This is a genomic window from Parasporobacterium paucivorans DSM 15970 (assembly GCF_900141895.1).
GTDB lineage: Bacteria > Bacillota > Clostridia > Lachnospirales > Lachnospiraceae > Parasporobacterium > Parasporobacterium paucivorans.
Genome location: NZ_FQYT01000002.1, coordinates 173,347 through 199,845 on the forward strand (window position 1 = coordinate 173,347; position 26,499 = coordinate 199,845).

At 44.3% G+C, this 26,499-nt stretch carries 26 protein-coding genes; 9 read left to right on the plus strand and 17 right to left on the minus strand.

Translation table 11 applies throughout. The features are described 5' to 3' along the window. Positions 1–13 precede the first annotated feature (13 nt). A complete protein-coding gene (locus BUA79_RS00865) occupies positions 14–1,213 on the plus strand; it encodes a saccharopine dehydrogenase family protein (RefSeq protein ID WP_073992468.1) in 1,200 nt (399 codons plus the stop codon). A 2-nt stretch (positions 1,214–1,215) separates the two neighbouring features. Then, on the plus strand, positions 1,216–2,349 hold the full coding sequence (gene nspC / locus BUA79_RS00870) for a carboxynorspermidine decarboxylase (RefSeq protein WP_073992469.1): 1,134 nt from the start codon (positions 1,216–1,218) through the stop codon (positions 2,347–2,349). On the opposite strand, the gene dtd is transcribed toward nspC, so the two are convergent. The 3 genes from dtd to rpsB form a co-directional block, all read right to left on the minus strand. Beyond that, positions 2,344–2,790, minus strand: coding sequence for a D-aminoacyl-tRNA deacylase (gene dtd / locus BUA79_RS00875; protein ID WP_073992470.1), 447 nt, complete (start codon positions 2,788–2,790; stop codon positions 2,344–2,346). The two genes, nspC and dtd, sit on opposite strands and share 6 nt — an antisense overlap. A gap of 73 nt (positions 2,791–2,863) precedes the next feature. Beyond that, on the minus strand, positions 2,864–3,787 hold the full coding sequence (gene tsf / locus BUA79_RS00880) for a translation elongation factor Ts (RefSeq protein ID WP_073992471.1): 924 nt from the start codon (positions 3,785–3,787) through the stop codon (positions 2,864–2,866). A 12-nt stretch (positions 3,788–3,799) separates the two neighbouring features. Continuing rightward, positions 3,800–4,555 carry a 30S ribosomal protein S2 gene (rpsB, locus tag BUA79_RS00885; RefSeq protein ID WP_073992472.1) on the minus strand — a complete coding sequence of 252 codons (756 nt, stop codon included), beginning with the start codon at positions 4,553–4,555 and terminating at the stop codon, positions 3,800–3,802. A 221-nt stretch (positions 4,556–4,776) separates the two neighbouring features. Between rpsB and BUA79_RS00890 the strand changes: the two genes are divergently transcribed. Both BUA79_RS00890 and BUA79_RS00895 read left to right on the plus strand, forming a co-directional pair. After that, positions 4,777–5,730, plus strand: coding sequence for a glycosyltransferase family 2 protein (locus BUA79_RS00890; RefSeq protein WP_073992473.1), 954 nt, complete (start codon positions 4,777–4,779; stop codon positions 5,728–5,730). After that, positions 5,723–8,215, plus strand: a complete 2,493-nt coding sequence (locus BUA79_RS00895) for a YfhO family protein (RefSeq protein ID WP_073992474.1) — start codon at positions 5,723–5,725, stop codon at positions 8,213–8,215. The genes BUA79_RS00890 and BUA79_RS00895 overlap by 8 nt, the downstream gene beginning before the upstream one ends. On the opposite strand, the gene BUA79_RS00900 is transcribed toward BUA79_RS00895, so the two are convergent. The 10 genes from BUA79_RS00900 to BUA79_RS00945 all read right to left on the minus strand — a co-directional run bounded on the left by BUA79_RS00900 (position 8,175) and on the right by BUA79_RS00945 (position 15,959). Next, complete coding sequence (locus BUA79_RS00900) at positions 8,175–9,194, minus strand: peptidylprolyl isomerase (protein WP_073992475.1); 1,020 nt, start codon at positions 9,192–9,194, stop codon at positions 8,175–8,177. The genes BUA79_RS00895 and BUA79_RS00900 overlap by 41 nt on opposite strands. A gap of 123 nt (positions 9,195–9,317) precedes the next feature. Then, complete coding sequence (locus BUA79_RS00905) at positions 9,318–10,235, minus strand: DMT family transporter (protein WP_073992476.1); 918 nt, start codon at positions 10,233–10,235, stop codon at positions 9,318–9,320. A gap of 21 nt (positions 10,236–10,256) precedes the next feature. Then, complete coding sequence (locus BUA79_RS00910) at positions 10,257–11,006, minus strand: amino acid ABC transporter ATP-binding protein (RefSeq protein ID WP_073992477.1); 750 nt, start codon at positions 11,004–11,006, stop codon at positions 10,257–10,259. Further along, positions 10,990–11,679 (minus strand): amino acid ABC transporter permease, encoded by a 690-nt coding sequence (locus BUA79_RS00915; protein WP_073992478.1) that lies wholly within the window; start codon positions 11,677–11,679, stop codon positions 10,990–10,992. Before BUA79_RS00915 ends, BUA79_RS00910 begins: the two co-directional genes overlap by 17 nt. A 65-nt stretch (positions 11,680–11,744) precedes the next feature. Then, positions 11,745–12,536: a transporter substrate-binding domain-containing protein gene (locus BUA79_RS00920; RefSeq protein WP_073992479.1), complete on the minus strand. Its 792-nt coding sequence runs from the start codon at positions 12,534–12,536 to the stop codon at positions 11,745–11,747. Between the two features lie 115 nt (positions 12,537–12,651). Beyond that, positions 12,652–13,227: a Maf family protein gene (locus BUA79_RS00925; RefSeq protein WP_073992480.1), complete on the minus strand. Its 576-nt coding sequence runs from the start codon at positions 13,225–13,227 to the stop codon at positions 12,652–12,654. Positions 13,228–13,234: 7 nt separating this feature from the next. Beyond that, entirely contained in the window at positions 13,235–13,840 is a 606-nt protein-coding gene (locus tag BUA79_RS00930; RefSeq protein WP_242941618.1) for a TIGR04100 family radical SAM protein, read from the minus strand. A gap of 17 nt (positions 13,841–13,857) precedes the next feature. Then, positions 13,858–14,688: a pyridoxamine kinase gene (locus BUA79_RS00935; protein ID WP_073992481.1), complete on the minus strand. Its 831-nt coding sequence runs from the start codon at positions 14,686–14,688 to the stop codon at positions 13,858–13,860. 9 nt (positions 14,689–14,697) lie between these two features. Continuing rightward, positions 14,698–15,237 carry an ECF transporter S component gene (locus BUA79_RS00940; RefSeq protein ID WP_094757237.1) on the minus strand — a complete coding sequence of 180 codons (540 nt, stop codon included), beginning with the start codon at positions 15,235–15,237 and terminating at the stop codon, positions 14,698–14,700. Between the two features lie 47 nt (positions 15,238–15,284). Further along, positions 15,285–15,959 (minus strand): TraX family protein, encoded by a 675-nt coding sequence (locus BUA79_RS00945; protein ID WP_073992482.1) that lies wholly within the window; start codon positions 15,957–15,959, stop codon positions 15,285–15,287. A 99-nt stretch (positions 15,960–16,058) separates the two neighbouring features. On the opposite strand from BUA79_RS00945, the gene BUA79_RS00950 reads away from it, so the two are divergent. Genes BUA79_RS00950 through BUA79_RS00960 form a run of 3 tightly spaced genes read left to right on the plus strand, consistent with a single transcriptional unit; the run spans position 16,059 to position 19,443 of the window. Next, positions 16,059–17,693 carry an ABC-F family ATP-binding cassette domain-containing protein gene (locus BUA79_RS00950; RefSeq protein ID WP_073992483.1) on the plus strand — a complete coding sequence of 545 codons (1,635 nt, stop codon included), beginning with the start codon at positions 16,059–16,061 and terminating at the stop codon, positions 17,691–17,693. Between the two features lie 19 nt (positions 17,694–17,712). Beyond that, positions 17,713–18,546 (plus strand): PHP domain-containing protein, encoded by an 834-nt coding sequence (locus BUA79_RS00955; protein WP_178138504.1) that lies wholly within the window; start codon positions 17,713–17,715, stop codon positions 18,544–18,546. Between the two features lie 9 nt (positions 18,547–18,555). After that, complete coding sequence (locus BUA79_RS00960) at positions 18,556–19,443, plus strand: alpha/beta fold hydrolase (RefSeq protein WP_073992485.1); 888 nt, start codon at positions 18,556–18,558, stop codon at positions 19,441–19,443. Here BUA79_RS00960 and recJ read toward each other — a convergent pair whose 3' ends face one another. From recJ to scfA, 4 genes are all read right to left on the minus strand, one after another. Next, the gene (recJ, locus tag BUA79_RS00965) at positions 19,444–21,204 is read right to left on the minus strand and encodes a single-stranded-DNA-specific exonuclease RecJ (protein WP_073992486.1); all 1,761 of its coding nucleotides are present in this window, start codon (positions 21,202–21,204) and stop codon (positions 19,444–19,446) included. It lies immediately after the preceding gene. Positions 21,205–21,216: 12 nt separating this feature from the next. After that, positions 21,217–23,409, minus strand: coding sequence for a protein translocase subunit SecD (gene secD, locus BUA79_RS00970; RefSeq protein WP_330389142.1), 2,193 nt, complete (start codon positions 23,407–23,409; stop codon positions 21,217–21,219). Between the two features lie 24 nt (positions 23,410–23,433). Beyond that, positions 23,434–24,792, minus strand: coding sequence for a thioether cross-link-forming SCIFF peptide maturase (gene scfB, locus BUA79_RS00975; RefSeq protein WP_073992487.1), 1,359 nt, complete (start codon positions 24,790–24,792; stop codon positions 23,434–23,436). Positions 24,793–24,876: 84 nt separating this feature from the next. Next, positions 24,877–25,023 (minus strand): six-cysteine ranthipeptide SCIFF, encoded by a 147-nt coding sequence (gene scfA / locus BUA79_RS00980; protein WP_073992488.1) that lies wholly within the window; start codon positions 25,021–25,023, stop codon positions 24,877–24,879. Positions 25,024–25,160: 137 nt separating this feature from the next. Here scfA and pyrB point away from each other — a divergent pair, with 137 nt between their 5' ends. After that, entirely contained in the window at positions 25,161–26,081 is a 921-nt protein-coding gene (pyrB, locus tag BUA79_RS00985; RefSeq protein ID WP_073992489.1) for an aspartate carbamoyltransferase, read from the plus strand. Beyond that, positions 26,075–26,497: an aspartate carbamoyltransferase regulatory subunit gene (locus tag BUA79_RS00990; RefSeq protein WP_073992490.1), complete on the plus strand. Its 423-nt coding sequence runs from the start codon at positions 26,075–26,077 to the stop codon at positions 26,495–26,497. The genes pyrB and BUA79_RS00990 overlap by 7 nt, the downstream gene beginning before the upstream one ends. Positions 26,498–26,499: the final 2 nt, after the last annotated feature.

Genomic DNA, 26,499 nt, shown 5'->3' on the forward strand with positions numbered 1-26,499 from the left:
GAGGTGTAGAATTATGGGAAAAGCACTAATAATCGGATGTGGCGGAGTCGCCAGTGTTGCCATCCATAAATGCTGCCAGAACAGCGAAGTCTTTACAGAGATTATGATAGCTTCAAGAACAAAAAGCAAGTGTGATGCTCTCAAAGAAAAATTAAAAAACAGCAAGACAATCATTCATACCGCACAGGTAGATGCGGATAATGTCGAGGAACTTATTGAACTCATCAATGGATTCAAACCGGACGTAGTGCTGAATCTCGCTCTGCCTTATCAGGATCTGAGCATCATGGATGCCTGCCTTGCGACCAAGACCAGTTATGTGGACACGGCCAATTATGAGCCGCTGGACACAGCAAAATTCGAATACAAATGGCAGTGGGCTTACAGGGAAAGATTCAGGGAGGCCGGCATCACCGCCCTTTTGGGAAGCGGATTCGACCCTGGCGTTACAAGTGTATTCTCCGCCTATGCGCTGAAGCATGAGTTTGATGAAATACATTACATCGACATTCTGGATGCCAATGCGGGCGATCATGGTTATCCATTTGCTACCAACTTCAATCCGGAAATCAATATCCGTGAGGTAACGGCCAACGGAAGCTATTGGGAAAATGGAAAATGGGTGGAGACAGAGCCTATGGAAATCAAGAGAGTCTATAACTTCCCGGAAATCGGTGAAAAGGATATGTATCTCCTTCATCACGAGGAACTGGAGTCCCTGGCTCTTAATATTAAAGGAATCAAGCGAATCCGCTTTTTCATGACCTTCGGACAAAGCTATCTGACACACCTGAAATGCCTGGAAAACGTGGGGATGACTTCCATCGAGCCTATCGAGTTTGACGGAAAGATGATTGTTCCCCTGCAGTTCCTGAAAGCTGTTCTTCCGGATCCTGCCAGCCTGGGCCCAAGGACCGTGGGAAAAACCAATATCGGCTGTATTTTCAGGGGCATAAAAGACGGAAAAGAAAAGACATACTATTTATATAACGTATGCGACCATCAGGAATGTTACCGGGAAGTAGGCAGCCAAGCCATCAGTTATACGACCGGTGTCCCGGCCATGATCGGCACCATGCTCGTCATGAATGGTACCTGGGCAAAACCCGGCGTATACAATATAGAAGAATTTGATCCGGATCCTTTCATGGATGCCCTCAACAAGTGGGGACTACCTTGGAAAGAAAGCTTCCATCCGGATCTGGTGGATTAATGATGGAAAAGTGTTTCAGTCAGGTTCCGACGCCAGGATATGTGATAGACGAAAACCTGCTTATAAAAAACCTGGAAATCCTACAATACGTAATGGACAAGAGCGGATGCAAGATACTCCTGGCCCAGAAGGCCTTTTCCATGTTTTATCTGTATCCTCTGATTTCAAAGTACTTGATTGGGACCGCAGCAAGCGGTCTCTTTGAAGCACGTCTGGGACACGAGGAATTCGATGGCGAGACCCATATTTTCAGTCCGGCCTATCAGGAAAAAGAGTTTCCCGTCATAACAAAAATCTGCGACCATATTATCTTTAACAGCTTTTCCCAGTGGGAGAAATTTAGTCCGGCCGCCATGGCCGCGGGCAAAAGCTGCGGCATGCGGATCAACCCTGAATTCTCTACCCAGGATGGTCACGCCATCTACGACCCATGTGCACCCTATTCCCGCCTCGGAGTAACTGAAACCGAATTCAAGGGCAATGATGCTGCAGGTCTGGACGGTCTCCATCTTCATACCTTGTGTGAACAGACACAGGAACCGCTTCTTGCGACGCTTGAAGTTTTTGAGGCTAAATTCGGCTCGTATTTAAAGAATATGAAATGGCTGAATCTGGGCGGAGGTCACCACATCACAAGAAATGATTACGATGTGGAGGTCCTGATAGAAACCATTCTGCGGCTCAGGAAAACCTATGATATTGAAGTCTATCTGGAACCTGGAGAAGCAGTAGTCCTGAACACAGGATTCCTGGTCACTACGGTACTGGAGACCATCCATAACGGCATGGACATCCTGATCCTGGACACCTCCGCTGCCTGCCACATGCCGGACGTCCTGGAGATGCCTTACCGCCCCGAGATTATCGGAGCGGGTCTGCCGGGAGAAAAAAATTACTCATACCGTCTTGGCGGGCCGACATGTCTGGCCGGAGACATCATCGGGGATTACTCTTTCGACACTGCCGTAAATCCGGGGGACAGGCTGGTTTTCTGCGATATGGCCCATTACACGATGGTCAAGAACAACACATTCAATGGCATGGCGCTTCCTTCCATATCTGTTTACAGTACAGATAAAGAGATTAAGATAATCAGGGAATTTGGATTTGAGGACTTCAAACAGAGGCTGTCATAGTTCCTCAGAATCCAGGATTATGGTAAAGGGGCCATCATTTATCAGTTCGACTTTCATGTCAGCTCCGAAGATGCCCGTTTCCACTCCTGAGATATCCTCTTTGCATTTTTCAATTATGTACTCATACAGAGACTCGGCCTGCTCAGGTTCGCCTGCACGTGTAAACGACGGCCGGTTGCCTTTTCTGCAATCTGCATATAATGTAAACTGGGACACAATCAGCAGGCTGCCATCCACATCCTTTAAGGATAAATTGGTTTTTCCATTTTCATCTTCAAATATCCGCAGGCCGGTAAGCTTTCTCACGAGCTTATCGGCTTCTTTTTTTGTATCTTCCCGACTGACTCCGATCAGAACCAGAAAACCTTTTCCTATTTCGCCTGTTACTCTGCCCTCCACCATTACTGAGGCACGGCTGACCCTTTGGACTATAAATTTCACTCCATTTCCTCCTTCCCAACGATAAAAAAAGCCGCCAGCCCGTTTAAGGGTTCGCGGCTATGAATATACCTGATTATTTGCTCATCTGTTTTGCAACTTCTTCTGCAAAATTTTCTTCTTTTTTCTCGATGCCTTCACCCGTCTCAAATCGTACGAATGACTTGATTTTGATGTCGGTTCCAACTGCCTTTGATACCTGCTCGAGATATTTGGCTACAGTAAGATCTCCGTCCTTTACATAAATCTGATCAAGAAGACATACTTCTTTAAGCTCCTTGTTCAGACGTCCGATTATCATTTTCTCAATGATGCTTTCCGGCTTGTCTGGATTTTCGTTGCTTGCCTGAGCCTTAAGGATTTCTTTTTCATGCTCGATATACTCATCGCTGATTTCATCCCTGGAAACATATTTTGGAGACAAAGCAGCTACCTGCATCGCTACATTCTTAAGTGCCTCTTTAACTTCAGCATTTACAACAGCGGATTCTGCGTCTACAAGAACGCCGATTCTTCCGCCGCCATGGAGGTAAGGAACAACCACTCCGTTTTCTGCATTGATCTTAACGAATCTTCTGATGCTTAATTTCTCGCCGATAACAGCAATCTGACTGACAAGTTCTTCCTGAACGGTTTTGGATGCGTCTTTGATCCATTTTTGTTCCGCAAGCTCTTCAACCGTTCCAACATCTGAAGTAAGAATCTGTTCTGCCACGTCCGCTACGAAAGTCCTGAATGTATCATTCTGGGCAACAAAATCTGTTTCGCTGTTAACTTCAACTATAATTGCGGTAACATCATCTTTAACAGAAACCCATACGATACCCTCAGCTGCGATTCTGCTGGCTTTTTTCTCTGCTGAAGCCAGTCCTTTTTCTCTCAGGACCTCAACAGCTTTATCATAATCACCCTCAGATTCCACGAGAGCTCTTTTACAGTCCATAACTCCTGAACCGGTCATATTTCTTAATTCTTTTACCATTGCTGCGGTAATTTCCATTACAATAACCTCCTATGCTTCAACAGGTGCTGTTTCTTCTGCTACAGCTTCCTCTGAATACCCTTCTTCAGTGCCAGTCATTTCTTCGCCCTGTCTTGCTTCGATAACAGCATCTGCCATTCTGGAAACAATCAGTTTTACGGCTCTGATGGCATCGTCATTTCCAGGAATAACAAAATCAAGTTCTTCTGGATCACAGTTTGTATCAGCAATGCCGATAAGAGGTATTCCCAGTTTCTGAGCTTCTAATACACAGATTCTTTCTTTTTTAGGATCTACAACAAAGATGGCACTTGGAACTTTTTTCATGTTCTTGATACCGCCAAGGTTTTTCTCCAGCTTATCCCATTCTTTTCTTAATTCGATAACTTCTTTTTTAGGAAGAACTTCAAAAGTTCCATCTTCTGACATTCTTTCGATATCTTTCAGTCTTGCAATCCTGCTCTGGATGGTCTTGAAGTTGGTCAGCATACCGCCTAACCATCTTTCATTTATGTAAAACATACCGCAACGGTCTGCTTCAACCTTAACGGTTTCCTGGGCCTGTTTCTTTGTTCCTACGAATAAGATGCTTCCGCCATCAGCTGCGATATCGGAAATAGTCTTGTATGCGGTATCGATCAGACCTACGGTCTTCTGTAAATCGATGATGTAGATACCATTTCTTTCTGTGTAAATGTATGGAGCCATCTTAGGGTTCCATCTTCTTGTCTGGTGTCCGAAATGTACACCGGCTTCAAGTAACTGTTTCATTGAAATAACGCTCATTTTTTTTCCTCCATTTTGGTTAATATCCTCCGTATGTCTCACGCTCCGAAAAAACCTGAATTCAGGCACCCTTTTCAGAATTGGCATACGTGCATTTTTGTAGCTATAGAATTGTACCACGGTTTTTCTGAATTGGCAAGGATTATTGCCTATAAATCCATTTACACCCTCTCCCCATTATAGTACAATAGCTGATAAGAACAAGAAAGCGGAGGTCTGCCATGCAGTCAGTTGATATCGTTGTTCCATGCTTTAACGAAGCATCCGGAATTGAGTCCTTTTATGCCGAGACCCGAAAAGTCCTGGACACAATTGACGGATGTATTTTTCATTTCATTTTCATAAATGACGGCAGTTCGGACAAAACACCGGACATACTCGCCCGTTTTGCTAAGATTAACTCGGACTCCGATTATATATCCCTATCGCGGAATTTCGGCAAGGAAGCTGCCATATATGCGGGTCTGAAGTTTTCCACCGGCGACTGCGTTATTGTTATGGATGCAGATCTGCAGCACCCGCCTGACCTTATTCCGGAAATGATTGCAGGAATCCGGGAGGGCTATGACAGTTGTGCTGCAAAAAGGATTTCACGTACCGGAGAAACCTTTTTCAGGAGCGGCCTGTCCAGAGCCTTTTACAGAATCAGCAACAAGATGACAGATGTCAGCCTCGCTGAAGGCGTGGTGGATTACCGGATCATGAAGCGCAGTGTAGTGGATGCGGTCTTAAGCCTGGGAGAGGTGCAGCGTTTTTCAAAAGGTCTTTTTGCCTGGGTAGGGTTCGACACCAAGTGGATTCCCTATGATAACATAACCCGGGAAACGGGAAAGTCCAAGTGGAATTACAGGAATCTTTTCAAATATGCAATGGACGGGATAACGTCCTTTTCCGTCCTTCCCCTGAGGCTTGTGACGGCAATGGGATTTTTCATTTCCGTCATTGCGTTTGTTTACATAATCATCACACTCATCAAGACCTTGATCACCGGCATCGATGTACCCGGATATGTCACGACTCTTTCAGCCGTGCTGTTTTTGGGTGGAATCGTGGAGATTTCGATAGGAATCATCGGAGAATATATAGGACATATCTATATGGAAGCAAAAAAACGTCCAATTTTCATAATCAAAGGGACAAGTTTGAAAAAGGGAGGAAGCGACACCAATGAATAAAACAAGACGCCCCTGTGCAGCTTATATCATCTCCTTCTTCGTTCCTGTCCTTATCATAACCATCATTTACATATTCAGAGGAATCTACCCTTTTGGAGACAACTGTTATCTCCGGAGTGATATGTATCACCAATACGCTCCTTTCATGAAAGAATTTTTCAACAAACTTGTTAGCGGCGGAAGCCTTGCGTATTCCTGGAATATCGGTATGGGGGTGAATTTCCTTCCTGTTTACGCCTACTACCTGGCAAGTCCCCTAAACTGGATTATTGTTTTCGTTTCCCGGAACCACATAATTGAAATCATGAGCGTTTTCATTGTTCTCAAGTCTGGTCTCGCCGGGTTTACCTTCGCTTATTACCTGGGAAGGAAGTACAATACACGCAACATGCTGATCGCCTTATTTTCAATCTTCTATGCCCTTTCCTCCTACATGGCTGCCTACACATGGAACCTGATGTGGCTCGACTGCATCGTACTGCTGCCTATTGTCGTACTGGGAATAGAAGAACTGGTACTCAGAAATAAATGTCTCCTTTACTGCATTGCCCTTGCCATATGCATCATATCCAACTACTACATTGCCATAATGATAAGCATTTTTTCCGTCCTCTATTTCATTTTCATGATGGTTTCCACACCGGACTCCAGCCTTGGAAATATCTTACGGAAAATCCAGAATTTCATCCTTTATTCCATGATTTCCGGTGGTCTGGCTGCATTCTTACTCATTCCGGTGATTTACGCAATGCAGCTTACTGCGTCCTCCGATATGACCTTCCCTCAGACATGGATCAAATACTTTACAATGTTTGAAATTCTGGCCAGAGGGCTGATGAATGTGGAGCCGGCAGTCCTTACAGCCCACGAAGCCAACATTTACAGCAGTGTCATCGTATTTATGATGATTCCCCTGTTTCTGTTCAACAAAAGAATAAGCGGCAGGGAAAAAGCCTGCAAGATGATTCTGGTCGCCATTTTTTTCCTGAGTTTCAATTTCAATATACCTAACTATATCTGGCATGGTTTTCATTTTCCAAACAGTCTGCCCTGCCGGCAGTCCTTCATTCTTATCTTCCTGCTGCTGGTAATGAGTTTCCAGGCTTTTATCGACATAAGAAGGTATTCATCCTCCCAGATCTACGGAAGCTTCTTCGGAACTGCCGTCTTCTTCATGTTTATCGAGCATTTCCTGACAGGTGAAGATAAACTCCCCTACTATACAGTTTATCTGAGTCTTTTATTCGTTGCCTTGTACCTGCTCGTAATAAGCCTGTTCCGGGGAAACGGCATTTCCCGTCCAGCCGTGTTGTACCTGTTTTTTGTTGTTGCAATAGCAGAAGCCGCAATCAACACAGGGTCCACCGCCTTCAGCACAACCACCAGATCTGCCTATTTAAGCGACAATGCGGACGTGGAAAATGTACTTGCCCAGGTCCAGAAAGAGGATACGGGTTTTTACCGGATTGAAAAGGTTTTGCGCCGGACAAAAAATGACGCCGCCTGGCACGATTACAAAGGAGTTTCCATCTTTTCCTCCACTACAAATGCCGGCGTCACCGACTACCTTGGTTCCCTTGGCTTTGAGGAATCTATGAACGCTTATTCCTTTTATGGATATACGCCTTTGACCGCTTCACTGCTTAATGTGAAATACATGCTGTCAAACACAGTACTTGAAGAAAGCGATTTATACAGTCTGTACGCCCAGTCCGGAAGCATTTCCCTGTATGAAAATAAATATACTTTACCACTAGGCTTCATGGTGAATGGGAACCTGGAAGAAATATTTTCCACCTTGGATAATGATCCTTTTGTGGTACAGAATAATTTTGTGTCCGCCACCACTGGCTTGGAAAATATTTTCACGATACTTTCCTCCGGCAGCACCGGTTCTTCCGCGTATGCAGACATAGAGGAAGATGGTCATATTTTCGCCTATGTAAATACGGATGCAAAATCCGTTACAGTTGAAATCACAAGTGCCTCCGGAATAACCATTGAAACAAAAACGTATGATAGTACCCAGCATGACCGAATTATAGATATTGGCACCGTATCTGCTGGTAACAAAGTCACTATATCTCCAGACAGCTCAGAGAATGCCATCTTCTCCTATTTCGCTGCGTTCAACGAAAAAGTTTATACGGATGTTTTCAAGGAACTGGATGCCGGATCTCTTGTAATCGAAAAATATTCCGATACGTATATCCGCGGCACTGTCGATGCCGGTGAAGACGGTCTTTTGCTTACGTCCATTCCATATGATGAAGGCTTCTCCGTTTATGTGGACGGAAAGAAAACAGACACAAAAGCTTTCAAAAACGCCTTCATCAGTTTTCCGGTCGAAAAAGGCAGCCATACGATTGTATTGGTATACTCACCCAAAGGTCTTGCTTTGGGCTTCATCATCTCGGCTGCCTCACTTGTTGCACTCTTACTGGTTATTGGGTGGAAGCTGTATCGAAAGCGTCATAAAGATTGATATCAATGCTTGCAATACCGGCTATGGAAAGATTTTTCCATAGCCTTTTATTTACTGTATGGTTCAAACCTTCAACAAATGGCTGATAGGATTTTTCAAATACTTCGTCTTTCTCCTTTTGGATAAGCTCTGTCTTTTTATGTGCGCTCTCATCCGGAAGATAACTGTTGAGGCATCTGATAACGTAAAATCCTTTATCCGTCTCAATGACTCCGCTTATTTCTCCATCCTTAAGAGAAAAGGCCGCCTCTGAAAACACCTCCTCCATTTCGCTTTTACAGAAGGTATATTCCACGGTCGAATCATCCGAGTATTCCTGCGCCAGTGCCGCAAAGTCTTCTCCGTTCGTCGCCTTGTCCAGGATATCTGCCGCTTTCGACTTTGCACTTTGGATTTCTTGCTCTCCAAATGCAACTCGGTTTCCCTCATCATCCAGAGAGAATGTCTTGATGAAGATGCTCTGGACCCGGATTACCTTGGCATCCACGTCACTGATTTTCGATGCAATATCCCCGGTCATCTCATCGAAGACCTTTTCAGCCAGCGCATATTTCTCAACGATTTCATAGATGGATTCCTGGTTGACCCCGGTCTTTTCAACCTGATCCGAAGTCAAGGCACCATAAAATACATTGCTGACCTGTTTCACCTTTTCCTTTTCCCCATCCGTCAGTACGGTTCCATTTTTCTTTGCGAACAGATAGCGAAGCGTTATATCGGACATTTCATCAAGTACATCCGCCTTAATATATTGCTCAAATCCGTCTCCAGCAAATTCCTGGTTCCACACATCTTCACCAAATCGTTTTTCGTACGCACTTTTCTTAATTCCGAGAAAAAGCCTGGCAGTACTGACACTGCAGGTTTCATCCGATATCGTATAAACCTCTTTGCTGCTGAGTATTGTAGTGAAATTAATCCTGCCGCACCCGCTGAGCAGCAGAATGCATAGCATTGCTGCCAAGACCATTTTTTTCATTTTATAATTCTGCTCCCTGAATTTGTTTTTTACTGCCAGAACATTAACGTTTGATTTGACTCCTAATGCTCAGTCTGAATAAGACACGCAAAACAGGGTCAATCACCCCTGAAAGCATCAATGTCAGCCATCTGCTTCTTCTGCCTTGCTGCGGACATATTTCAGAACAGGGAAGGAAATCTTCGTTTCTGAAATCACAATTGAAATGAATATCAATAGAAATCCTCCGAGCAGTTTGGGTGTGACACTTTCTCCATATAGCATTACGGAGAATAAAACTCCAAAAACCGATTCCAGACTTAGAATAATGGATGCCGCAGAAGGGTTTGTGTATTTTTGTCCGATGTTCTGTAATAGCAGTGCTATTGCCGTGGCAAAAAAAGCAAGATAGACCATATCAAGGACCAGACCTCCCGACCATACGGAAACAGGCGGAATGTCTTCGAATATAAAGGTGGTGATCCAGGAAAACACCGAACAATAAGCAAACTGCAGAATTGTAATCAATACCGGATCCCTGTTTTTCCCAAAAACCGCAACGGCAACCATATGAGCTGCATAAAAAAATCCGCCGATAATTGTAAAAGCATCGCCAAAGCCTATTCTCAGTCCTTCAGTAAGGGAAACCAATCCAATTCCCCCAAGGCATAACACCGCCGCAATAAAATTCGACATCTCCGGTCTTTTTTTCCGCACAAACCAAAACAGGAAAGGGACCATAACACAGTAAATCGAGGTGAGGAATGCATTCTTTCCCGGTGTGGTCCCGGTAATTCCTATAGTCTGCGTAAAGTACGCAACAAACAGAAATGCGCCTATAACGAGCGTCCCCCGGATATACTCTGCATTTATTCCAGGCAGCTTCTTACGGAATACTATGCACAAAAAGATGCAGGCTACCGTAAAGCGGATGGAAAGAAGATAATTAGACGGCAGGACTTCTGTTGTGTTTTTCATAATAAAAAAGGAGCTCCCCCATATCAGCGCCGCTGCAAACAGGGAAAGTCTTGCTCCTATTTTTATATTTTTTTCGCTTTTCATAATTTCTCCGTGCATTCTATACTAAAGGACACTGTTTAAAAATTTCCTCGTTTTATCATTTTGTGGATTGCTGAATATTTCTGCCGGGCTTCCGGTCTCCAATATCAATCCGTTGTCCATGAATGATACGTTGTCTGCTACTTCTCTGGCAAATCCCATTTCATGGGTGACAACAACCATGGTCATTCCTTCTCGGGCCAGATCCTTCATTACCTCCAGAACCTCCCCAACCATTTCTGGATCCAGAGCAGAAGTGGGTTCATCAAAGAGCATCACTTCCGGTTCCATAGCGAGTGCTCTCACGATTGCAATACGCTGTTTCTGCCCTCCCGAAAGTTTATTGGGATACGAGTCCGCTTTATCTTCCAGTCCGATTTTCCGCAGAAGCTTCATGGCTCTTTCCTCCGCTTCCGACGCGGATAATTTCAGCAGACGCATGGGCGCCAGAGTAATATTCTTAAGAACCGTCATATGGGGAAACAGATTGAATTGCTGGAACACCATTCCAATCTTACATCTCAGTTTATTAATATCATTCCGGGAGTCCGTTATATCCACACCTTCAAAAAGAATGGTCCCCGCACTGGTTTCCTCCAGCCGGTTCAGGCATCGGAGAAACGTGGATTTTCCGGATCCAGATGGGCCAATGATGACCATGACTTCCCCTTTGTGTATGTCCATGGACACACGGTCAAGAACCTTGTTCTTTCCGAAAAACTTCTCGATATTTTCGACTTTAAATACTATATCCGAATTAACGTTCACCGGCATGCAGTCTCCTTTCCAGGCGGCTTATCCCCGCTGATAACAACATCACGATAACCAGGTAGATGAGGGCTACCGCTATCAGTGGCATGAAGGCCTCATAGGTCCGGCTTCTGATAATATCCCCCCCTTTTGTTAAATCCATCAGCCCGATATACCCGGAAATGGAGGTCTCCTTAAGGAGAGAGATGGATTCGTTGCCCAAGGCTGGCAATACATTTTTAAAAGCCTGGGGAATAATAATAAACCGGAACGTCTCCAGGTAGCTTAATCCGAGGCTCCTTCCAGCTTCAAACTGTCCGCTGTCGATGGAATTGATACCAGAGCGGACAATTTCTGCCACGTAAGCACCTGAATTGATGCCGAAGGCAATCACAGCAACGAAAACCTTGGAAACATTGGGGCTGGTAAATATAACATAATAAATAATCAATAGCTGTATCATTACTGGTGTGCCTCGTACAATCGTCAGATACAGCTTGCAGATGGCATTGGGAATTTTCAGCTTTCCGGTTTTATCCGCACTGGTACGGATTACTGCCACCACAAAACCAAGAACAACGCCAATGATTAACGCAAAAAACGTAATGACAAACGTTGTTTTCAGTCCCTCGAACAGATAGACCCAGCGGTCGTCCGTTATGAAGTTGTTAATAAATTTTTCGGAAAAATTTTCCATTCTATCACCTCAGACAGACAGGGCTGCGGCACGAATGCTGCAACCCCGTGATGTTTTATTTACGGTTATTTTCTAACGATGATTACCTGCGTTGCGGTTGTGTAAGGCACTGTAAAATCGATGCTGAGAAGCCTGTCTTCCGTCACCGTCATCCCAGCAACACCTATATCAGCCCTGCCTGACTGAACGGCATTTATGATGGAATCAAACTCCATATCTTCTATCTTCAATTCCATACCCAGGATATCGCATACTGCCTGTGCCATATCTGCATCGATTCCTACAATGGTTTCCCCGTCATAATATTCATATGGCTCGAAGGCTGCGTTAGTTGCCATTGTAAGCGTTCCGTTGGAACGGTCGACATTTTCCGGTGAGGTGTATGGCGTCTTCCCTTTTGTATCGTCGCCGATGTAGTTGCTGATGATGGAATCCAGTGTACCATTTTCTTTTAAGGTCGTAAGAGCTCCGTTGATCTTATCTTTCAACTCGCTGTTCTCTTTGGAAATACAAATTGCGTATTGCTCTTCAGCAAATTTTTCATCCAGTATGGTCAGATCATCATTTTTTGCAACAAAGGCTTTTGCTGGCTCCTGGTCGATAATCACACAGTCTACCTTTCCCTGTTTTAAAGCCTGGACAGCATCTGTTCCCTTGGAATATCTGTCAAGTTTGGACCCGTCCTCTTCGTAGTCCGATGCATAAATATCACCTGTGGTTCCCAGCTGGACCCCTATTGTCTTGCCCGGGAGATCGTCCACGGAAAACACCGTGTTCTCTGGAATATTACTGCCTCCGCATCCGGCTAGAGACATGGCCAACACCGCCGCTGCCGCAAAAACTAGAACTTTTTTCATTAAGTTTCTCCTCCTATTTATGTATATTAATTCATAATTTACGCATAAATTTACATTTTTATGTATATTTATGCGTATAATTTAACACTTATCCGATTATTTGTCAATGCCTTGTTCAGATGATTTTGTGGGCCTTCAGGGTATGGTAAAGTCTTGCGATTGGAAGCCCTACCACGTTTGCATACTCGCCATCGATTTTCTGAATAAATTTTGCAGCTTTTCCCTGGATGGCATACCCGCCGGCTTTATCATAGGGTTCCTCCGTGTCAATATACCTGTTGATGTCCTCATCTGTCATCTCGTACATGGAGACATCCGTCTTTTCAACGAAGGAAATCACTTTTTCCTTGTCATTCTCCTTTATGATTAGGCACACTCCTGTAAATACAGCATGACGATCTCCCTGCAGCTGTCTGAGCATGCGCAGGGCGTCCTCGCGGTCTTTCGGCTTTCCCAGGATATCCATGCCGGAAACCACGATGGTATCCGCACCAATGATTACCGTCCCATTACCATAATCCCCTGCCACATCCTCCGCTTTCATTACGGCAAGTTCTCTGGCTATCTCCTTTGGATTAGTCTGGAGGGTCACCTCCTCCACCGTGCTGACCTGACAAATAAACCCGATATCAAGGCTTGCCAGCAGCTCTTTTCTTCTTGGTGACTGTGAAGCGAGAACGAATTTATACATTTTATACCTAACTTTCCCAGGCCCTTACCCTGTATTCGATTCCGAGCCTGTCACAGATTTCCTGACACTGTCCTTCCTCTTCCTTTGTTATTGTGGAATCCACGGTAGTCATGACGACTCTGTTCACATATTTTCTTACGTTTCCGGCAAATTTCAGCACTGCGTCAAATGAATCTCTTCCAAAAATATTCCGGGTCAGTTCGAAGTACTTATCCTTATCAGGAGTATTCAGACTGATGGATACAGTATCAACCAATCCCTCAAACATCGGGGTAGTATCTTTTCCATGAATCAGATCTGTCAGCCCATTGGTGTTTACCCGTATGGGTTTATTATATTTCTCTTTAATGAACTTTGCAATAGCCAGAAGATCATCCAGCCTCTCCGTAGGTTCACCGAAACCACAGAAAACTATCTCCTTGTATTTCTCTATTCCGGCTGACTGCAGCTCCCGGATCACCTCATCGACAGATGGTTCATGTTCCAGCCAGAGATTGTCCGACCCGTAGACGCTGTCCATGGAATTGCGCAGACAGAACACACAGTCTGCCGGGCACCTGTTTGTCAGGTTGATATAAAGGCTTCCATGCACCTCATATAGAATTGTCATCATAATCATCTACCTCCGGTTTATTTTAAGTGTTGCAGCATTTCTTCAAAACAGACTCCGTCCGTTTTGGGTATGTCCAGCTCGATGGAACGGAGGATGCATTTTTTTACAAATGTGGATGCCTTCCGTACAGAATGATACAGTTCCACTCCATTAACCGCATCTGCAGCTATGACAGCCGTAAAGATATCTCCCGTACCGGATCTTTCCGTCCCCACTCTGTGGGACTTGACCATGCGTACTTCTTCACCTCTGCAGTATATCATATTAGAAATGAACTGTCCCTGCAGAATTCCCGTTATAACAATTCTGTCCGGACCTCTTTCACACAGAGTTTCAGCAATTTTTTCCAGCTCTTTGATCCTCCATACTCCCTCGTGGTATCCAGTGTCCGTCAGAATACAGGCCTCGGTAAGGTTTGGCGTCATAATATCGGCATATTCAACCAGTTCAGACATCGTGGAGCAGATATCATTGGTGCAGGTAGGGTATCTGTGACCGTAATCTCCCATGACCGGATCAATAATGACCTGTGTTCTTTCCGTCTTGAAATCACGGATAAACTTCTTGACGATCTGCACCTGGTGCACGCTGCCTAGAAATCCCGAGGTAATCCCTTCAAATTCCAGGTTAAGTTTTTTCCAGTGGTCCACATACGGCTGCATTTTCTCTGTATAGTCGTCAAAGAAATATTCATCAAATCCAGTGTGGTTGGAGAGTATTGCGGTCGGAACTGCGCAGCATTGTACTTTCAAATGGGATATGACCGGTATGGCAGCCATTAGGGAGCATCTCCCAAACCCGGAAAGATCGTTGATTACTGCAATTTTTTTCTGATTATTATGGGACATGTTTTTCGCCTACCTTGTCATAGTTTTAATAAATGAAGATTTTTCCAGTATGAAGGCCAGTATGTAAAATGCCACTATGTTCACTACACCCTCCAGGATAAGCCCTGGAGTGGAAGCCAGCCCTGCTGCAAGACTTCCGTACAAAATGGCCCCGCTGAATGTATAGCCGACAACCATCCACGCGTTTGATATCACCGCCCCTGCCAGAAGACCTGCTGAGGCCACTTTTTTAGGATGATTGTTTTTGTTCGAAAGGCTGCCGATAACAAACCCCATTATGCTTTTGATGATAAGGGTTGGAATAATCCAGATGGCATATCCCGTAAGAAAATCGGCCAACGCAGAACCAACTGCTGCTGACGCTGCGCCCACCCGCTTACCAAACAGATACGAGGAAAGAAGTATAAACGTATTTCCAAAATGGGCATAGCCCAGCGGTATGGTAACCTGAATGAACATGGTGGAGATACAGATCAAGGCTGTCGCCAGAGCGGCATACACTAATTTTTTAACAGATATTCCTTCTTTGTTTTCAACGTTCATAGTCATGACTTGCACCTCGCATAAATTATTTTCTTCATAATACTATAAACTGGTTATAAGTAAAATGCCAGATTTGCGATTTTTAACAAGGCCAGTATGACCAGGTGCACTGGATAGAATAAATAGAAAGCATATTTTCCCCCATCGAACCCTTTTTTTCCATTATAAAGAAAAATCGGCACGAGAGATATCAGAGCAAAAATCTGGATTCCTCCGAACATCAGTCCATTGATCAGCAGCATGGCTGCCACAATCACTTTCTTTTCATGTCGGAACCGGTAAAATACGTATATCAACAGTATACCAGCTGCGGAATAATCTGTCCTCAGAATCATGGCTGCCGCCATCCCTAGAACCAGTGGGATTATTTCTGTTATATAATTTTTTGCCCTTGCACAGAAAACAATAGTGGAAAGCCCGATGAACAGGGTCCAGAATACATTTTGCCCGGAAAAATCCATAAGCGAATGATGGAAGGCCATGTCAAAAGGCAGCTCCGACGCCAAGGCAAACACGAACAGTCTGGCTCCATATTTTTTTATATTTCTCGTATGGAAGAACCCCTCCACTATCAAAAAACAATAAATGGGAAACGCAAGACGTCCGATAATACGCAGCAGGATGAACTCGGGAAACAATACGGCCCCCACGTGATCTGTCAGCATACTTGCAACGGCAATTATTTTAAGCAGAAAGGTCGTTGTATGAATCTTCTTAAACTGTTCCATTGTTCCTCCTGTATCTCAAATCAATGATTAGCCTCTTGCAAATTATACCAAATATTGTACAATAAGAAATAGCGAATTAAAATGAAAGGTAAATTTTATATGATAAGTGCAAATAATGTAACACTCAGAATAGGCAAAAAGGCTCTCTTTGAAGACGTAAACATCAAATTCACTGAAGGGAACTGCTATGGTCTTATCGGCGCCAACGGCGCCGGTAAATCCACTTTTTTGAAGATTTTATCTGGAGAAATCGACCCCAGCAAAGGCACCATTTCCATTACTCCGGGACAGAGACTATCCTTCCTGAAGCAGGAACACTTCAAATTTGATGAACATACGGTCATGGATACCGTTATGATGGGGAATGCAAGACTGTATGAAATAATGAAGGAAAAGGATGCCATTTATGCCAAAGAGGATTTTACAGAGGAAGATGGCATCAAGGCAAGTGAACTGGAGGGTGAATTTGCTTCCATGAACGGCTGGGAAGCTGAATCAGAGGCCGCTATCCTTCTTAATGGTCTTGGCATTGACACAGAATTCCACTACATGCTCATGAAAGATCTGAACGGAAGTCAGAAGGTAAAGGTGCTTCTTGCCCAGGCGCTGTTTGGCAATCCCGATATCCTGCTTCTGGATGAGCCGACAAACCATCTGGATTTAGATGCCATTTCCTGGTTAGAGGAGTTTCTGATCAATTTTGACAATACTGTTATCGTTGTTTCCCATGACCGCTACTTCCTCAATAAAGTATGTACACACACGGCTGACATAGACTACGCAAAGATTACCCTCTACGCAGGCAACTACGACTTCTGGTACGAATCAAGCCAGCTTCTCATGCGTCAGATGAAAGATGCCAACAAGAAAAAAGAAGACAAAATCAAGGAATTGCAAGAATTCATCCAGCGTTTCAGTGCCAATGCCTCGAAATCCAAGCAGGCCACATCCAGAAAAAAAGCTCTGGACAGAATCGAGCTGGACGACATCAAGCCATCCAGCAGGAAATATCCTTATATCGACTTCAGGCCAAGCCGTGAAATCGGCAATGAAGTCCTTACAGTGGAAGGTCTTACAAAAATCATCGACGGTGTAAAAGTTCTTGATAATATTTCCTTCATTGTCAACCATGAAGATAAAATTGCCTTTGTTGGTTCCAACGAACTGGCAACCTCAACGCTTTTTAAAATCCTCGCAGGTGAGATGGAGCCGGACGGGGGTTCCGTGAGATGGGGAATAACCACAACACGATCATTCTTCCCAAAGGACAATACTGCTGAATTTGACAACAACCTTACAATTGTCGACTGGCTCACCCAGTACTCCGAAGAAAAGGACGTAACCTATGTCCGAGGTTTCCTTGGAAGAATGCTCTTCTCAGGAGATGACGGCATGAAAAAGGTCAAAATCCTCTCCGGAGGCGAAAAGGTCCGCTGCATGCTTTCCAAAATGATGATTTCCGGTTCAAACGTCCTGATTCTCGACGAACCGACCAACCACCTGGATATGGAATCCATCACTTCCCTGAACAACGGACTGGTTAAATTCCCCGGAGTGATACTTTTCACCTCCCATGACCACCAGTTCGTTCAGACAACCGCAAATCGTATCATGGAGATCTTCAACGGAAGCCTTATCGACAAAATCTCTTCCTATGATGAATACCTCGAAAGCGATGTAGATGCACGTAAACGCCAGATATATTCCATGGATGAGACGGATCAGGATAATTAATTTCGGAGAGGATACCTGCTTGCAATATATTGATCTTCATGTCCACACAGCTGCCTCCGATGGCACAAAAACCCCGGAAGAAACTGTTCGGTATGCGATGGATAAGGGACTTTCCGCCATCGCAATTACCGATCACGACACTGTCCAGGGGCTGCCCGGTGCCCTTAAAGAAGCAGAAAAATTTAATTTCAACCTGATTCCCGGAATTGAGCTGACGGCAGACTATGAGGGAGAAGAAATCCATATCCTGGGTTATAATATCGATCATACGGACCGGAACCTTTTGGAATCACTTGTATCCATAAACCTGGAAAAAAAAGAACGCAACGAAAAAATGTATGCCCAGCTGAACAAAGCAGGCATAGTTATTACGCCGGTTCTGATGCAGATACGTTACCCCGATGCCATAATAACCAGGGGGCACATCGCCGATTACCTGGTCTCGCGAGGCTATGTCGAAGATACCCAGGAGGCCTTTTCCAAGTTTCTAGGAAAAACCACTCCCTTCTTTGTGCCCAGAGATAACATACCGGCAGAATTTGCCATCCGACTGATTCTTCAATCCGGTGGCATACCTGTACTTGCCCACCCTCTTCTTTATTACGATAAAAATTCGGACAAACTGTACCGGATGACCCGAAGTCTTAAATCCATGGGGCTTAAGGGCATTGAAGCGATCTATCCTTCCCATAAAGGCAGGGCCGAAGGCGATATGCGCCGGCTCGCAGCCCATTTCGGCCTGTTTATAACCGGGGGGTCTGACTACCACGGCGGACTCAAGAAAGGGCTCGACATGGGCAGTGGATATGGCAATTTAAAAGTACCCGCCGATTTATTAAAAAACCTTATATAGGAGGACGCCATGAAAAACCTTCCAAATCATGTTACGATCCTGACCCCGCCCCCAGGTACAGATATTGTCGGCACGATACAGTTCGTGCACGGTATGGCTGAACACAGACAGAGGTACATAGAAGTCATGAATTTCTTCACCCTGAATGGATATGTCTGTGCCATATCGGATTTGAGGGGTCATGGCGATAACATCACTCGTATGGATGATCTTGGATACTTTGGCGAAGATGGGCTGAATCTCCTGGTAAAAGATATCCATGATATTACTTTGTACCTGAAGGGCAGTTTTCCTGATCTTCCCTTCTTCCTGATCGGGCACAGCCTGGGCTCGTTGATTGCAAGGGTGTATGCCAAAACTTATGATTCCTTTCTGACCGGCCTCATCCTCACTGGCAGTCCTTCCGACTCCCCCGTAAAGGGCGCTGCAAGGATACTCATTAAAGGGTTGAGTCTGTTTAAAGGCGCCCGCTACAAAAGTCCGTTTATGGGCAATCTGGTTACGGGGCCTTTTTCCAGGAAATTTCCGGAGGATGGCAGCTGCAATTCCTGGATTACCGCCGATCCACAAGTGTGGAGGAAATATGATTCAGATGAGAAATGCGGCTTCCTTTTCACCCTCAACGGCTATGAGGTCCTTATGAATCTTCTGGCTGCTGTTTATTCCCCGGATGGATGGAAATTAAATAATCCCGCCCTTCCGGTCGTCTTCCTCTCCGGTGAAGACGACCCCTGCATGACGGACATGGCCGGTTTTTTAAAAGCAGTTCAGACTATGAAAGATGCAGGATATATCAATGTGACTTACAGGATCTATAAAAACCGCCGCCATGAAATCCTCAACGATTATGAAAAAGAAAAGGTATTCGAGGACATCCTGGAATACCTTACCGTATGATCAGATCATATTCATAATGACCAGCTGAACTTCTCTTTTGTTTCTGTATTCATTGACTTTCGGATAATAGGCGATGGACAGCTGCATATCGTTGGGAACTCCCCGCTTCGCTTTTTCAATTTCATCGCTTCCGAATTTTTCCAGCAGGAAGTTTAACCATTCCCTGTTTCTATCAAAAGCTACGGCAGTAATCCCATGATTGCTGCCGTTTTTCATTTCAAATTTCAGCACATTCCCGGACTCGCCCATCACCCGGATCCTTTCTATACCGACATCCTTTTCCACAAAAACAGGTTTTTCATTTCCCATGCCAAAAGGTTCCAACAGCTCCAGCTCTTCAATCAGCCTCTCATCCACATATTCAAAGGGTAAGACCATATCCAGCCATAGTTTCTTTTTTAGATCCATCTCTGTTAAATTGCACCTGTGATTCAATCTTTCCCTGAATAGCTGAACATTTTCCCTTTTCAGGCTCAGCCCGGCAGCCATTGGATGACCTCCGAATTTCATAAGGAGATCTCTGCACTCCGTTAATCCGACATGCATGTCATATGCCTCAACGGAACGACCGGAACCCTTTACGTATTCTCCACTTCCTGTCAGGACAAAGGCAGGTCTGTTGTACTTCTCTTTCAAACGGCCCGCGACAATGCCGGCAATACTTTCATGGCATTCGGGCAGATGGACGACCAGAACCATGTCCCTGTACGGTCCATATCCTTCCATGAGACGCACCGCTTCCTGAGAGGCTTCTTCTGTCATAATTTTCCGTGTGTCATTTAATTTTCGCAGTTCCCTGGCCCCTTGCTGGGCCAGATATTCATCCGGCTGCCCCAGAAGGTCGCAGGCCAGCCCGGCATCAGACAGCCTTCCGCCTGCGTTCAGACAGGGGCCCAATATGAATCCGATATGGTATGCCTTTATTTCCTTGTCTGTCAGCTCGTTTGCCCGGATCAGTTCCATGATGCCTTTATTTTGCGTATTGTTCAGCCTTTTAAGACCCTCCTTGGCAATTATCCGGTTCTCCCCCGTCAGGGAGACAACATCCCCTATAGTTGCAATCGCGGCAAATTCCAAATATTTTAATGCCTCTTCCGGATCCATTCCCATTGATTCCCATAAGGCCTGGACAAGACGGAAGGCTACACCGGCTCCACAAAGTTCCTTGAATGGATATTTGCATCCATTCTGTTTGGGGTTTATGACGGCATCAGCCTCAACAAGAACTTCCGTCCTTACTCCGTCATGCAGAGAATAGGGAACATTGTGGTGGTCTGTTACGATTACCGTCATTCCCAGCTCCCTGGCATATTTTATGGCTTCCACCGCAGCGATTCCGTTATCACAGGTAATGATTGTATCCACACCGTCCTGATATGCGTCATGGATAAGCTTTTCATTAATGCCATACCCGTCCCTTATCCGTTCCGGAATTTTGTAATCTGCCAGGGCACCCAGGGATATCATAGCGTCTCTTAAGATATGAGTGGAGCAGATTCCGTCGATATCATAATCCCCGATAACGCGGATTCTGTTGCCTCGTTCAATCTTTTCCTTTATGATATTTACAGCTTTTTCCATATCCTTCATTATCCATGGCGAAGCCAGATCTCCGATTTTCCCATTCAAATAACCGGCGATTTCTATATCGCCGGTTATTTCCCTGTTTCTTATTATTCTGGCCAGAATCGGGCTGATATGATACCTGCGTGACTGCTCCGCAAAATCAGCTTTTTTTGCATATATCATCCATTTCTGCATATCATCACCAAATTATTTCTTATTCTCTTTTTTATTCTTTGCAAACAGGTAGTATAATGGACCGGATATAAATACATCAGAGTACACTCCAGCCAGAATTCCAACTATCAATGGCAAAGCAAATTCACGAATAGCCACAACTCCAAATATATAAAGAACAAACAGTACAATGAAGGTTGTAAAGGTTGTATAGATACTCCTTGTAAGAGTCTGTGTTATGCTGGCATTCACACATTCATAAAGATTGTTCTTATATTCCGGTTTTTTGACATTTTCACGTATCCTGTCAAATATAACAATGGAAGCATTGATTGAATACCCAAGAATCGTGAGCAGGCATGCAATGAAATTATTTCCGACCGACGCCCTGAACAATGCATAAAAAGTAACAACCACAAGTATATCGTGCACAAGGGCAATAATGCCGCTGGCAGCAAATCGGATATCCCTGAATCTGAACCAGATATAGAAAAGCATAAATATAAGAGCTAAAACTACCGCAACGATTGCGTCCCTGGTCATTTCAGTACTGATACTTGAACTGATAAATACAGTCTCAAAACTATCCGGAAGTGCACCGAATTTATCAACCAACACAGACTTTATTTCGTCTCTCAAAGCAGGCGACACTGCCTTTGTCTTAATTTCGTATTTGTTCGATTGATTTACCTTTTGGCCCTGAATATCGTTGTCATTGATAATTTCTGCAATTACGGGCTTTATCGTATTATTGAATTCATTGATTGAATAATCCTGTGCAAATTCGACCGTTGTAGAAGTACCGCCTTTGAACTCAACGCTGTAATTCAATTCACTTTTACCTGTTGCGCTGAAGACAATCATAATAACCAATCCAGCGGCGGCACAAATGGCAGCTATAGGGAATGTAATCTTCTTTATTTTTATGAAATCGAAGGCTTTTCTTTCTTTATACTTACCATAATAGCTTTCTTTCCTGAATCCCATGTGATAGAACATGTACATTAAGAATCTGGATGCAGCCATTGCGGTGAACATTGACAATACAATACCTATCGCCAGAGTCTGTCCGAATCCCTGTACGCTTCCGGAGCCTCTCAAAATCAGTATGATGGCAATGGCAAACGTCGTCACGTTGCCATCAATAATGGCCGAAGAAGCCTTCTTGAATCCGATTTTAATCGCCTCATGAAGGCTTCTTCCTGCGGCAATTTCCTCACGGATTCGGGCATATACAATAACATTTGCATCGACCGCCATTCCGATTGACAGAATAATTCCTGCAATGCCCGATAGAGACAGCGTCAGGTCAAAAGCATTCATTACCAGCAGCATCATAATCGTATAAAGTGCCAAAGCTATGGATGCCGCAACTCCCGGGATTCTATAAACAGAAATCATGAATGCCATAACAACAAGAAGTCCAATTATACCACCCAAAAGACTGGTGCTTACGGCATCTTCCCCCAGCTTGGCACTGACCACTTTAGAGCTCAGTTCTTCCAGCGAAAGCTTTAACGATCCAATACGGATAGTGGAGGCAAGATGATCTGCTTCATCATAATTTGCCATACCCTCGATAACAGCCTCACCACCCGAAATGGCGCTGTTAACCCTTGGTGCACTGACGATGGAATTGTCATATAAAATGTAGATTATCTGACCAACATTTTGAGTGGTGGCTTCCTCAAACTTTGCAGATCCCTCGTCGGTCATGGTAAGCTGTACAACGTATTCCGCCGCTCCGGAAGTAGAATTCTTTCTTGTGCCAGCCTGTGCATTTTTAATATCCGAACCACTCAGCCAAACTTTAACTGCTTCGTTTTCTGCTGTATCCGGATTATCTTCTACGCCCGTATAGGTTATGAACTGTAACGTACCAGGGTTTCCAAGATCCTGTAAAACTGAAGATATATCTGTTTCCCCAGGAATATCTACCGTAATGCGGTTGGTTCCTTCTGTATATACATTGGCTTCTGTACTGTAGTTTGCAACCCTCTTCTGCAGCTTGTATACAGTATCCGCCAGTTCTTCTGCCGTAAATTCTTTATCAGCAACCTGATATGTAATGCTTACGCCTCCTTGCAAATCAAGCCCGAGCTTAATCCTTTCTGCGCTCCCAGTCTTCGTTTTTCCAATGCCGATTCCGGAAATTAATCCCAGAATAATGATACAGGCCAGGCTGATAATAAACAGAATGGTACTTTTCTTTTTAGTCATTTTCATAATCTCATTACCTCTTCTCCTGATTTATTCGTTCGCCAGGGCGGCTTTTATCATAATTGCACATTCCACCCTTTTCCTTTGCAGCTCACACCCCGTCTCATACACCTGATTCAGTGTACCGGTTTCATTAAATGAATTTGCCGCACATCCCCCGCTGCAATAAAATCTGGCAAAGCATTCACTACAAGATGGTTTGGAATATACATTCAGACCCATGAACCTGGCCTGGACGGCAGGATCCAGATGCCCCTCGAAAACATCGCCCATTTTAAAATCATCTTTTCCCACAAACTGGTGACAGGGATAAAGGTCTCCCCAAGGGGTAACAGCAAGATATTCCGTTCCTGCTCCGCAGCCTGTAAGCCTTTTATATACACATGGTCCCTGGTTAAGGTCAATCATAAAATGAAAAAAGTTGAATTTTTGTCCTTCCTGATGCCTTTTAATATATTCCAGCGCAAGCCTGTCATATTCCATCTTGATTGCTTCAATATCTTCCGTACGAATGGCATAATCCTCTCCAGGCTCAGCCACCACCGGTTCCATGGACAGCTGGTCAAATCCTGCATCGGCGAAATGCAGCACATCCTCTGCAAAATCAAGATTATTGCGGGTAAAGGTACCTCTTATAAAATAGTCTTTATCCCTTCTTGCTTCAACGAACTTTTTAAATTTCGGGACTATGAGGTCGTAGCTGCCTTTCCCGTTTCTGAAAGGTCTCATCCGATCATGCACAGCCTTGCGTCCATCCAGGCTGAGAACCACGTTAGACATTTCTGCATTCAGAAATTCTCCTATTTCTTCATTTAAAAGCACGCCGTTTGTCGTCAGGGTAAATCGGAATTTTTTATTATGTTCCTTCTCCAGGCTTCTTCCATACCTGACTATTTCCTTCACTACGTCAAAGTTCATGAGCGGTTCACCGCCAAAAAAATCAACCTCCAGATTGTGACGGTTTCCGGAATTCTTTATCAGAAAATCAATAGCCTTTTTCCCAACTTCCAGATTCATCAGGGCTCTCCTGCCGTGATATTCCCCTTCTTCTGCAAAACAATATTTGCAGGCCAGGTTGCAGTCGTGGGCTATATGAAGGCAAAGCGCTTTTACCACTGTTTCGTGCTGCTTTATCCCCCCCGCATACTGCTCATAGCTGTCTTCCGCGAATAACCGGCCTTCTTTTTTCAAATAATCTATTTCTTCCGCGGCTTCCAAAATCTCATCCACGGTATATTTGTCTTCCATTTTCTCAACGATCACATTCATGCTGTTTTCGTTTTCCAATTCTGGGATCATATCGTATACGACGTCATCCACCACATGGACCGAACCACTATTGACATCCAGTACAATGTTATATCCGTTGCTCTTATATTGATGTATCACCTTATTCTCCTCACTGAGAGTTTTAGCATGCATGATAACAGAGTCAACGCAAAGCATTGACTCTGTTAAAGGATTGCTGAAATCTTATCTGTTTTTATTCTCGCAGACCTGGTTTCCTACTGTGCAGGAAGTCTTGCATGCGGACTGGCAGGAAGTCTGGCATTCGCCGCATCCGCCCTTCTTGGTTGTGCTCTGAAGTGTTCTCTCGTTTAATGTTTTAATATGCTTCATGTTAAAACCTCCTATCTCTCGACTTCGCCTATTATAACATAGTATATCTGCTTTTTAAAGTATTTTTTGGTTGATATAGTCCGGGAAATATGTATAATTAAGGATAAGGAATTCAAGTACAATAAATGGAGGTGCGCATGAGACACGTAATCAGTCCTTTGGATTTTTCGGTCGACGAATTGGACAAGCTTTTAGATCTGGCTGTTGATATCGAAAATTATCCTGCTAAATACAAAGATATTTGTAATGGAAAAAAACTTGCAACTTTATTTTATGAACCGAGTACCCGCACCCGACTGTCGTTTGAATCGGCAATGTTGAATTTAGGTGGTGGGGTTCTCGGTTTTTCTTCGGCCGATTCCAGTTCTGCCTCTAAGGGGGAAAGCGTATCGGATACTATGCGAATCATCTCCTGCTATGCGGATATCTGTGCTATCCGCCATCCCAAGGAGGGCGCCGCACTGGTCGCTTCCCAAAAATCCTCCATTCCCGTCATAAATGCGGGAGACGGGGGACATCAGCACCCTACCCAGACACTGACAGACATGCTCACTATTCGATGCCTGAAAGGCCGGCTGGACAACCTGGTCATCGGCTTATGCGGGGATTTGAAATTCGGCAGAACTGTCCACTCCCTTATCAATGCTCTGGTTAGGTACTCCGGTATTTCTTTTGTTTTAATATCCCCAAAGGAACTTCGCATACCGGATTATATCCGCAGGGAGGTTCTTGAGAAAAAAAATATCCCGTTCCTGGAAGTGGAAAAGCTGGAAGACGTAATTGGCGATCTGGATCTGCTGTACATGACCCGTGTTCAAAAAGAACGGTTTTTTAACGAGGAGGAGTATATTCGCCTAAAAGACTCTTACATTCTTGACAAAGCAAAAATGTCCCTGGCTTCGGAAAACATGATGGTGCTTCATCCCCTTCCAAGAGTAAATGAAATTTCGGTCGAGGTGGATGATGATCCCAGAGCCGTTTATTTCAAACAGGTGCAGTATGGGGTTTACGTAAGAATGGCACTGATTCTGACATTATTGGAGGTGGAAACATGTTAAACGTCGGCAAACTTGAACATGGACTGGTTTTAGACCATATACAATCCGGAAAGGCCATGTCCATATATCAGTTCCTGAGACTGGACAAGCTTGATTGCCAGGTGGCAATCATTAAAAACGCCAGGAGCAATGTCATGCAGAAAAAGGACATCATTAAAATCGAAGGGCCTCTGGAATTGCTCGACCTGAATATTCTGGGATACATCGATCACAATATTACCATTAACATCATTGAAAATGGGGAAATTATTGAAAAGAAAAAGCTGACACTGCCAAAAGAAGTCCGAAATATCCTTAAATGTAAAAATCCCCGCTGTATCACATCGATAGAGCAGGAATTGCCACAAGTTTTTCTATTAACAAGTGAAGAAAACGAGACGTACAGCTGTATGTACTGCGAAGAACAATATTCATAAAC

Bases quoted from the DNA above. Each gene is read 5' to 3' on its own strand.
- BUA79_RS00865 (WP_073992468.1), top strand. From the start codon at position 14: ATGGGAAAAGCACTAATAATCGGATGTGGCGGAGTCGCCAGTGTTGCC.
- nspC (WP_073992469.1), top strand. From the start codon at position 1,216: ATGGAAAAGTGTTTCAGTCAGGTTCCGACGCCAGGATATGTGATAGAC.
- tsf (WP_073992471.1), bottom strand. From the start codon at position 3,787: ATGGAAATTACCGCAGCAATGGTAAAAGAATTAAGAAATATGACCGGT.
- rpsB (WP_073992472.1), bottom strand. From the start codon at position 4,555: ATGAGCGTTATTTCAATGAAACAGTTACTTGAAGCCGGTGTACATTTC.
- BUA79_RS00890 (WP_073992473.1), top strand. From the start codon at position 4,777: ATGCAGTCAGTTGATATCGTTGTTCCATGCTTTAACGAAGCATCCGGA.
- BUA79_RS00895 (WP_073992474.1), top strand. From the start codon at position 5,723: ATGAATAAAACAAGACGCCCCTGTGCAGCTTATATCATCTCCTTCTTC.
- BUA79_RS00900 (WP_073992475.1), bottom strand. From the start codon at position 9,194: ATGAAAAAAATGGTCTTGGCAGCAATGCTATGCATTCTGCTGCTCAGC.
- BUA79_RS00905 (WP_073992476.1), bottom strand. From the start codon at position 10,235: ATGAAAAGCGAAAAAAATATAAAAATAGGAGCAAGACTTTCCCTGTTT.
- BUA79_RS00910 (WP_073992477.1), bottom strand. From the start codon at position 11,006: ATGCCGGTGAACGTTAATTCGGATATAGTATTTAAAGTCGAAAATATC.
- BUA79_RS00915 (WP_073992478.1), bottom strand. From the start codon at position 11,679: ATGGAAAATTTTTCCGAAAAATTTATTAACAACTTCATAACGGACGAC.
- BUA79_RS00920 (WP_073992479.1), bottom strand. From the start codon at position 12,536: ATGAAAAAAGTTCTAGTTTTTGCGGCAGCGGCGGTGTTGGCCATGTCT.
- BUA79_RS00925 (WP_073992480.1), bottom strand. From the start codon at position 13,227: ATGTATAAATTCGTTCTCGCTTCACAGTCACCAAGAAGAAAAGAGCTG.
- BUA79_RS00930 (WP_242941618.1), bottom strand. From the start codon at position 13,840: ATGATGACAATTCTATATGAGGTGCATGGAAGCCTTTATATCAACCTG.
- BUA79_RS00935 (WP_073992481.1), bottom strand. From the start codon at position 14,688: ATGTCCCATAATAATCAGAAAAAAATTGCAGTAATCAACGATCTTTCC.
- BUA79_RS00940 (WP_094757237.1), bottom strand. From the start codon at position 15,237: ATGACTATGAACGTTGAAAACAAAGAAGGAATATCTGTTAAAAAATTA.
- BUA79_RS00945 (WP_073992482.1), bottom strand. From the start codon at position 15,959: ATGGAACAGTTTAAGAAGATTCATACAACGACCTTTCTGCTTAAAATA.
- BUA79_RS00950 (WP_073992483.1), top strand. From the start codon at position 16,059: ATGATAAGTGCAAATAATGTAACACTCAGAATAGGCAAAAAGGCTCTC.
- BUA79_RS00960 (WP_073992485.1), top strand. From the start codon at position 18,556: ATGAAAAACCTTCCAAATCATGTTACGATCCTGACCCCGCCCCCAGGT.
- recJ (WP_073992486.1), bottom strand. From the start codon at position 21,204: ATGCAGAAATGGATGATATATGCAAAAAAAGCTGATTTTGCGGAGCAG.
- secD (WP_330389142.1), bottom strand. From the start codon at position 23,409: ATGAAAATGACTAAAAAGAAAAGTACCATTCTGTTTATTATCAGCCTG.
- scfA (WP_073992488.1), bottom strand. From the start codon at position 25,023: ATGAAGCATATTAAAACATTAAACGAGAGAACACTTCAGAGCACAACC.
- pyrB (WP_073992489.1), top strand. From the start codon at position 25,161: ATGAGACACGTAATCAGTCCTTTGGATTTTTCGGTCGACGAATTGGAC.
- BUA79_RS00990 (WP_073992490.1), top strand. From the start codon at position 26,075: ATGTTAAACGTCGGCAAACTTGAACATGGACTGGTTTTAGACCATATA.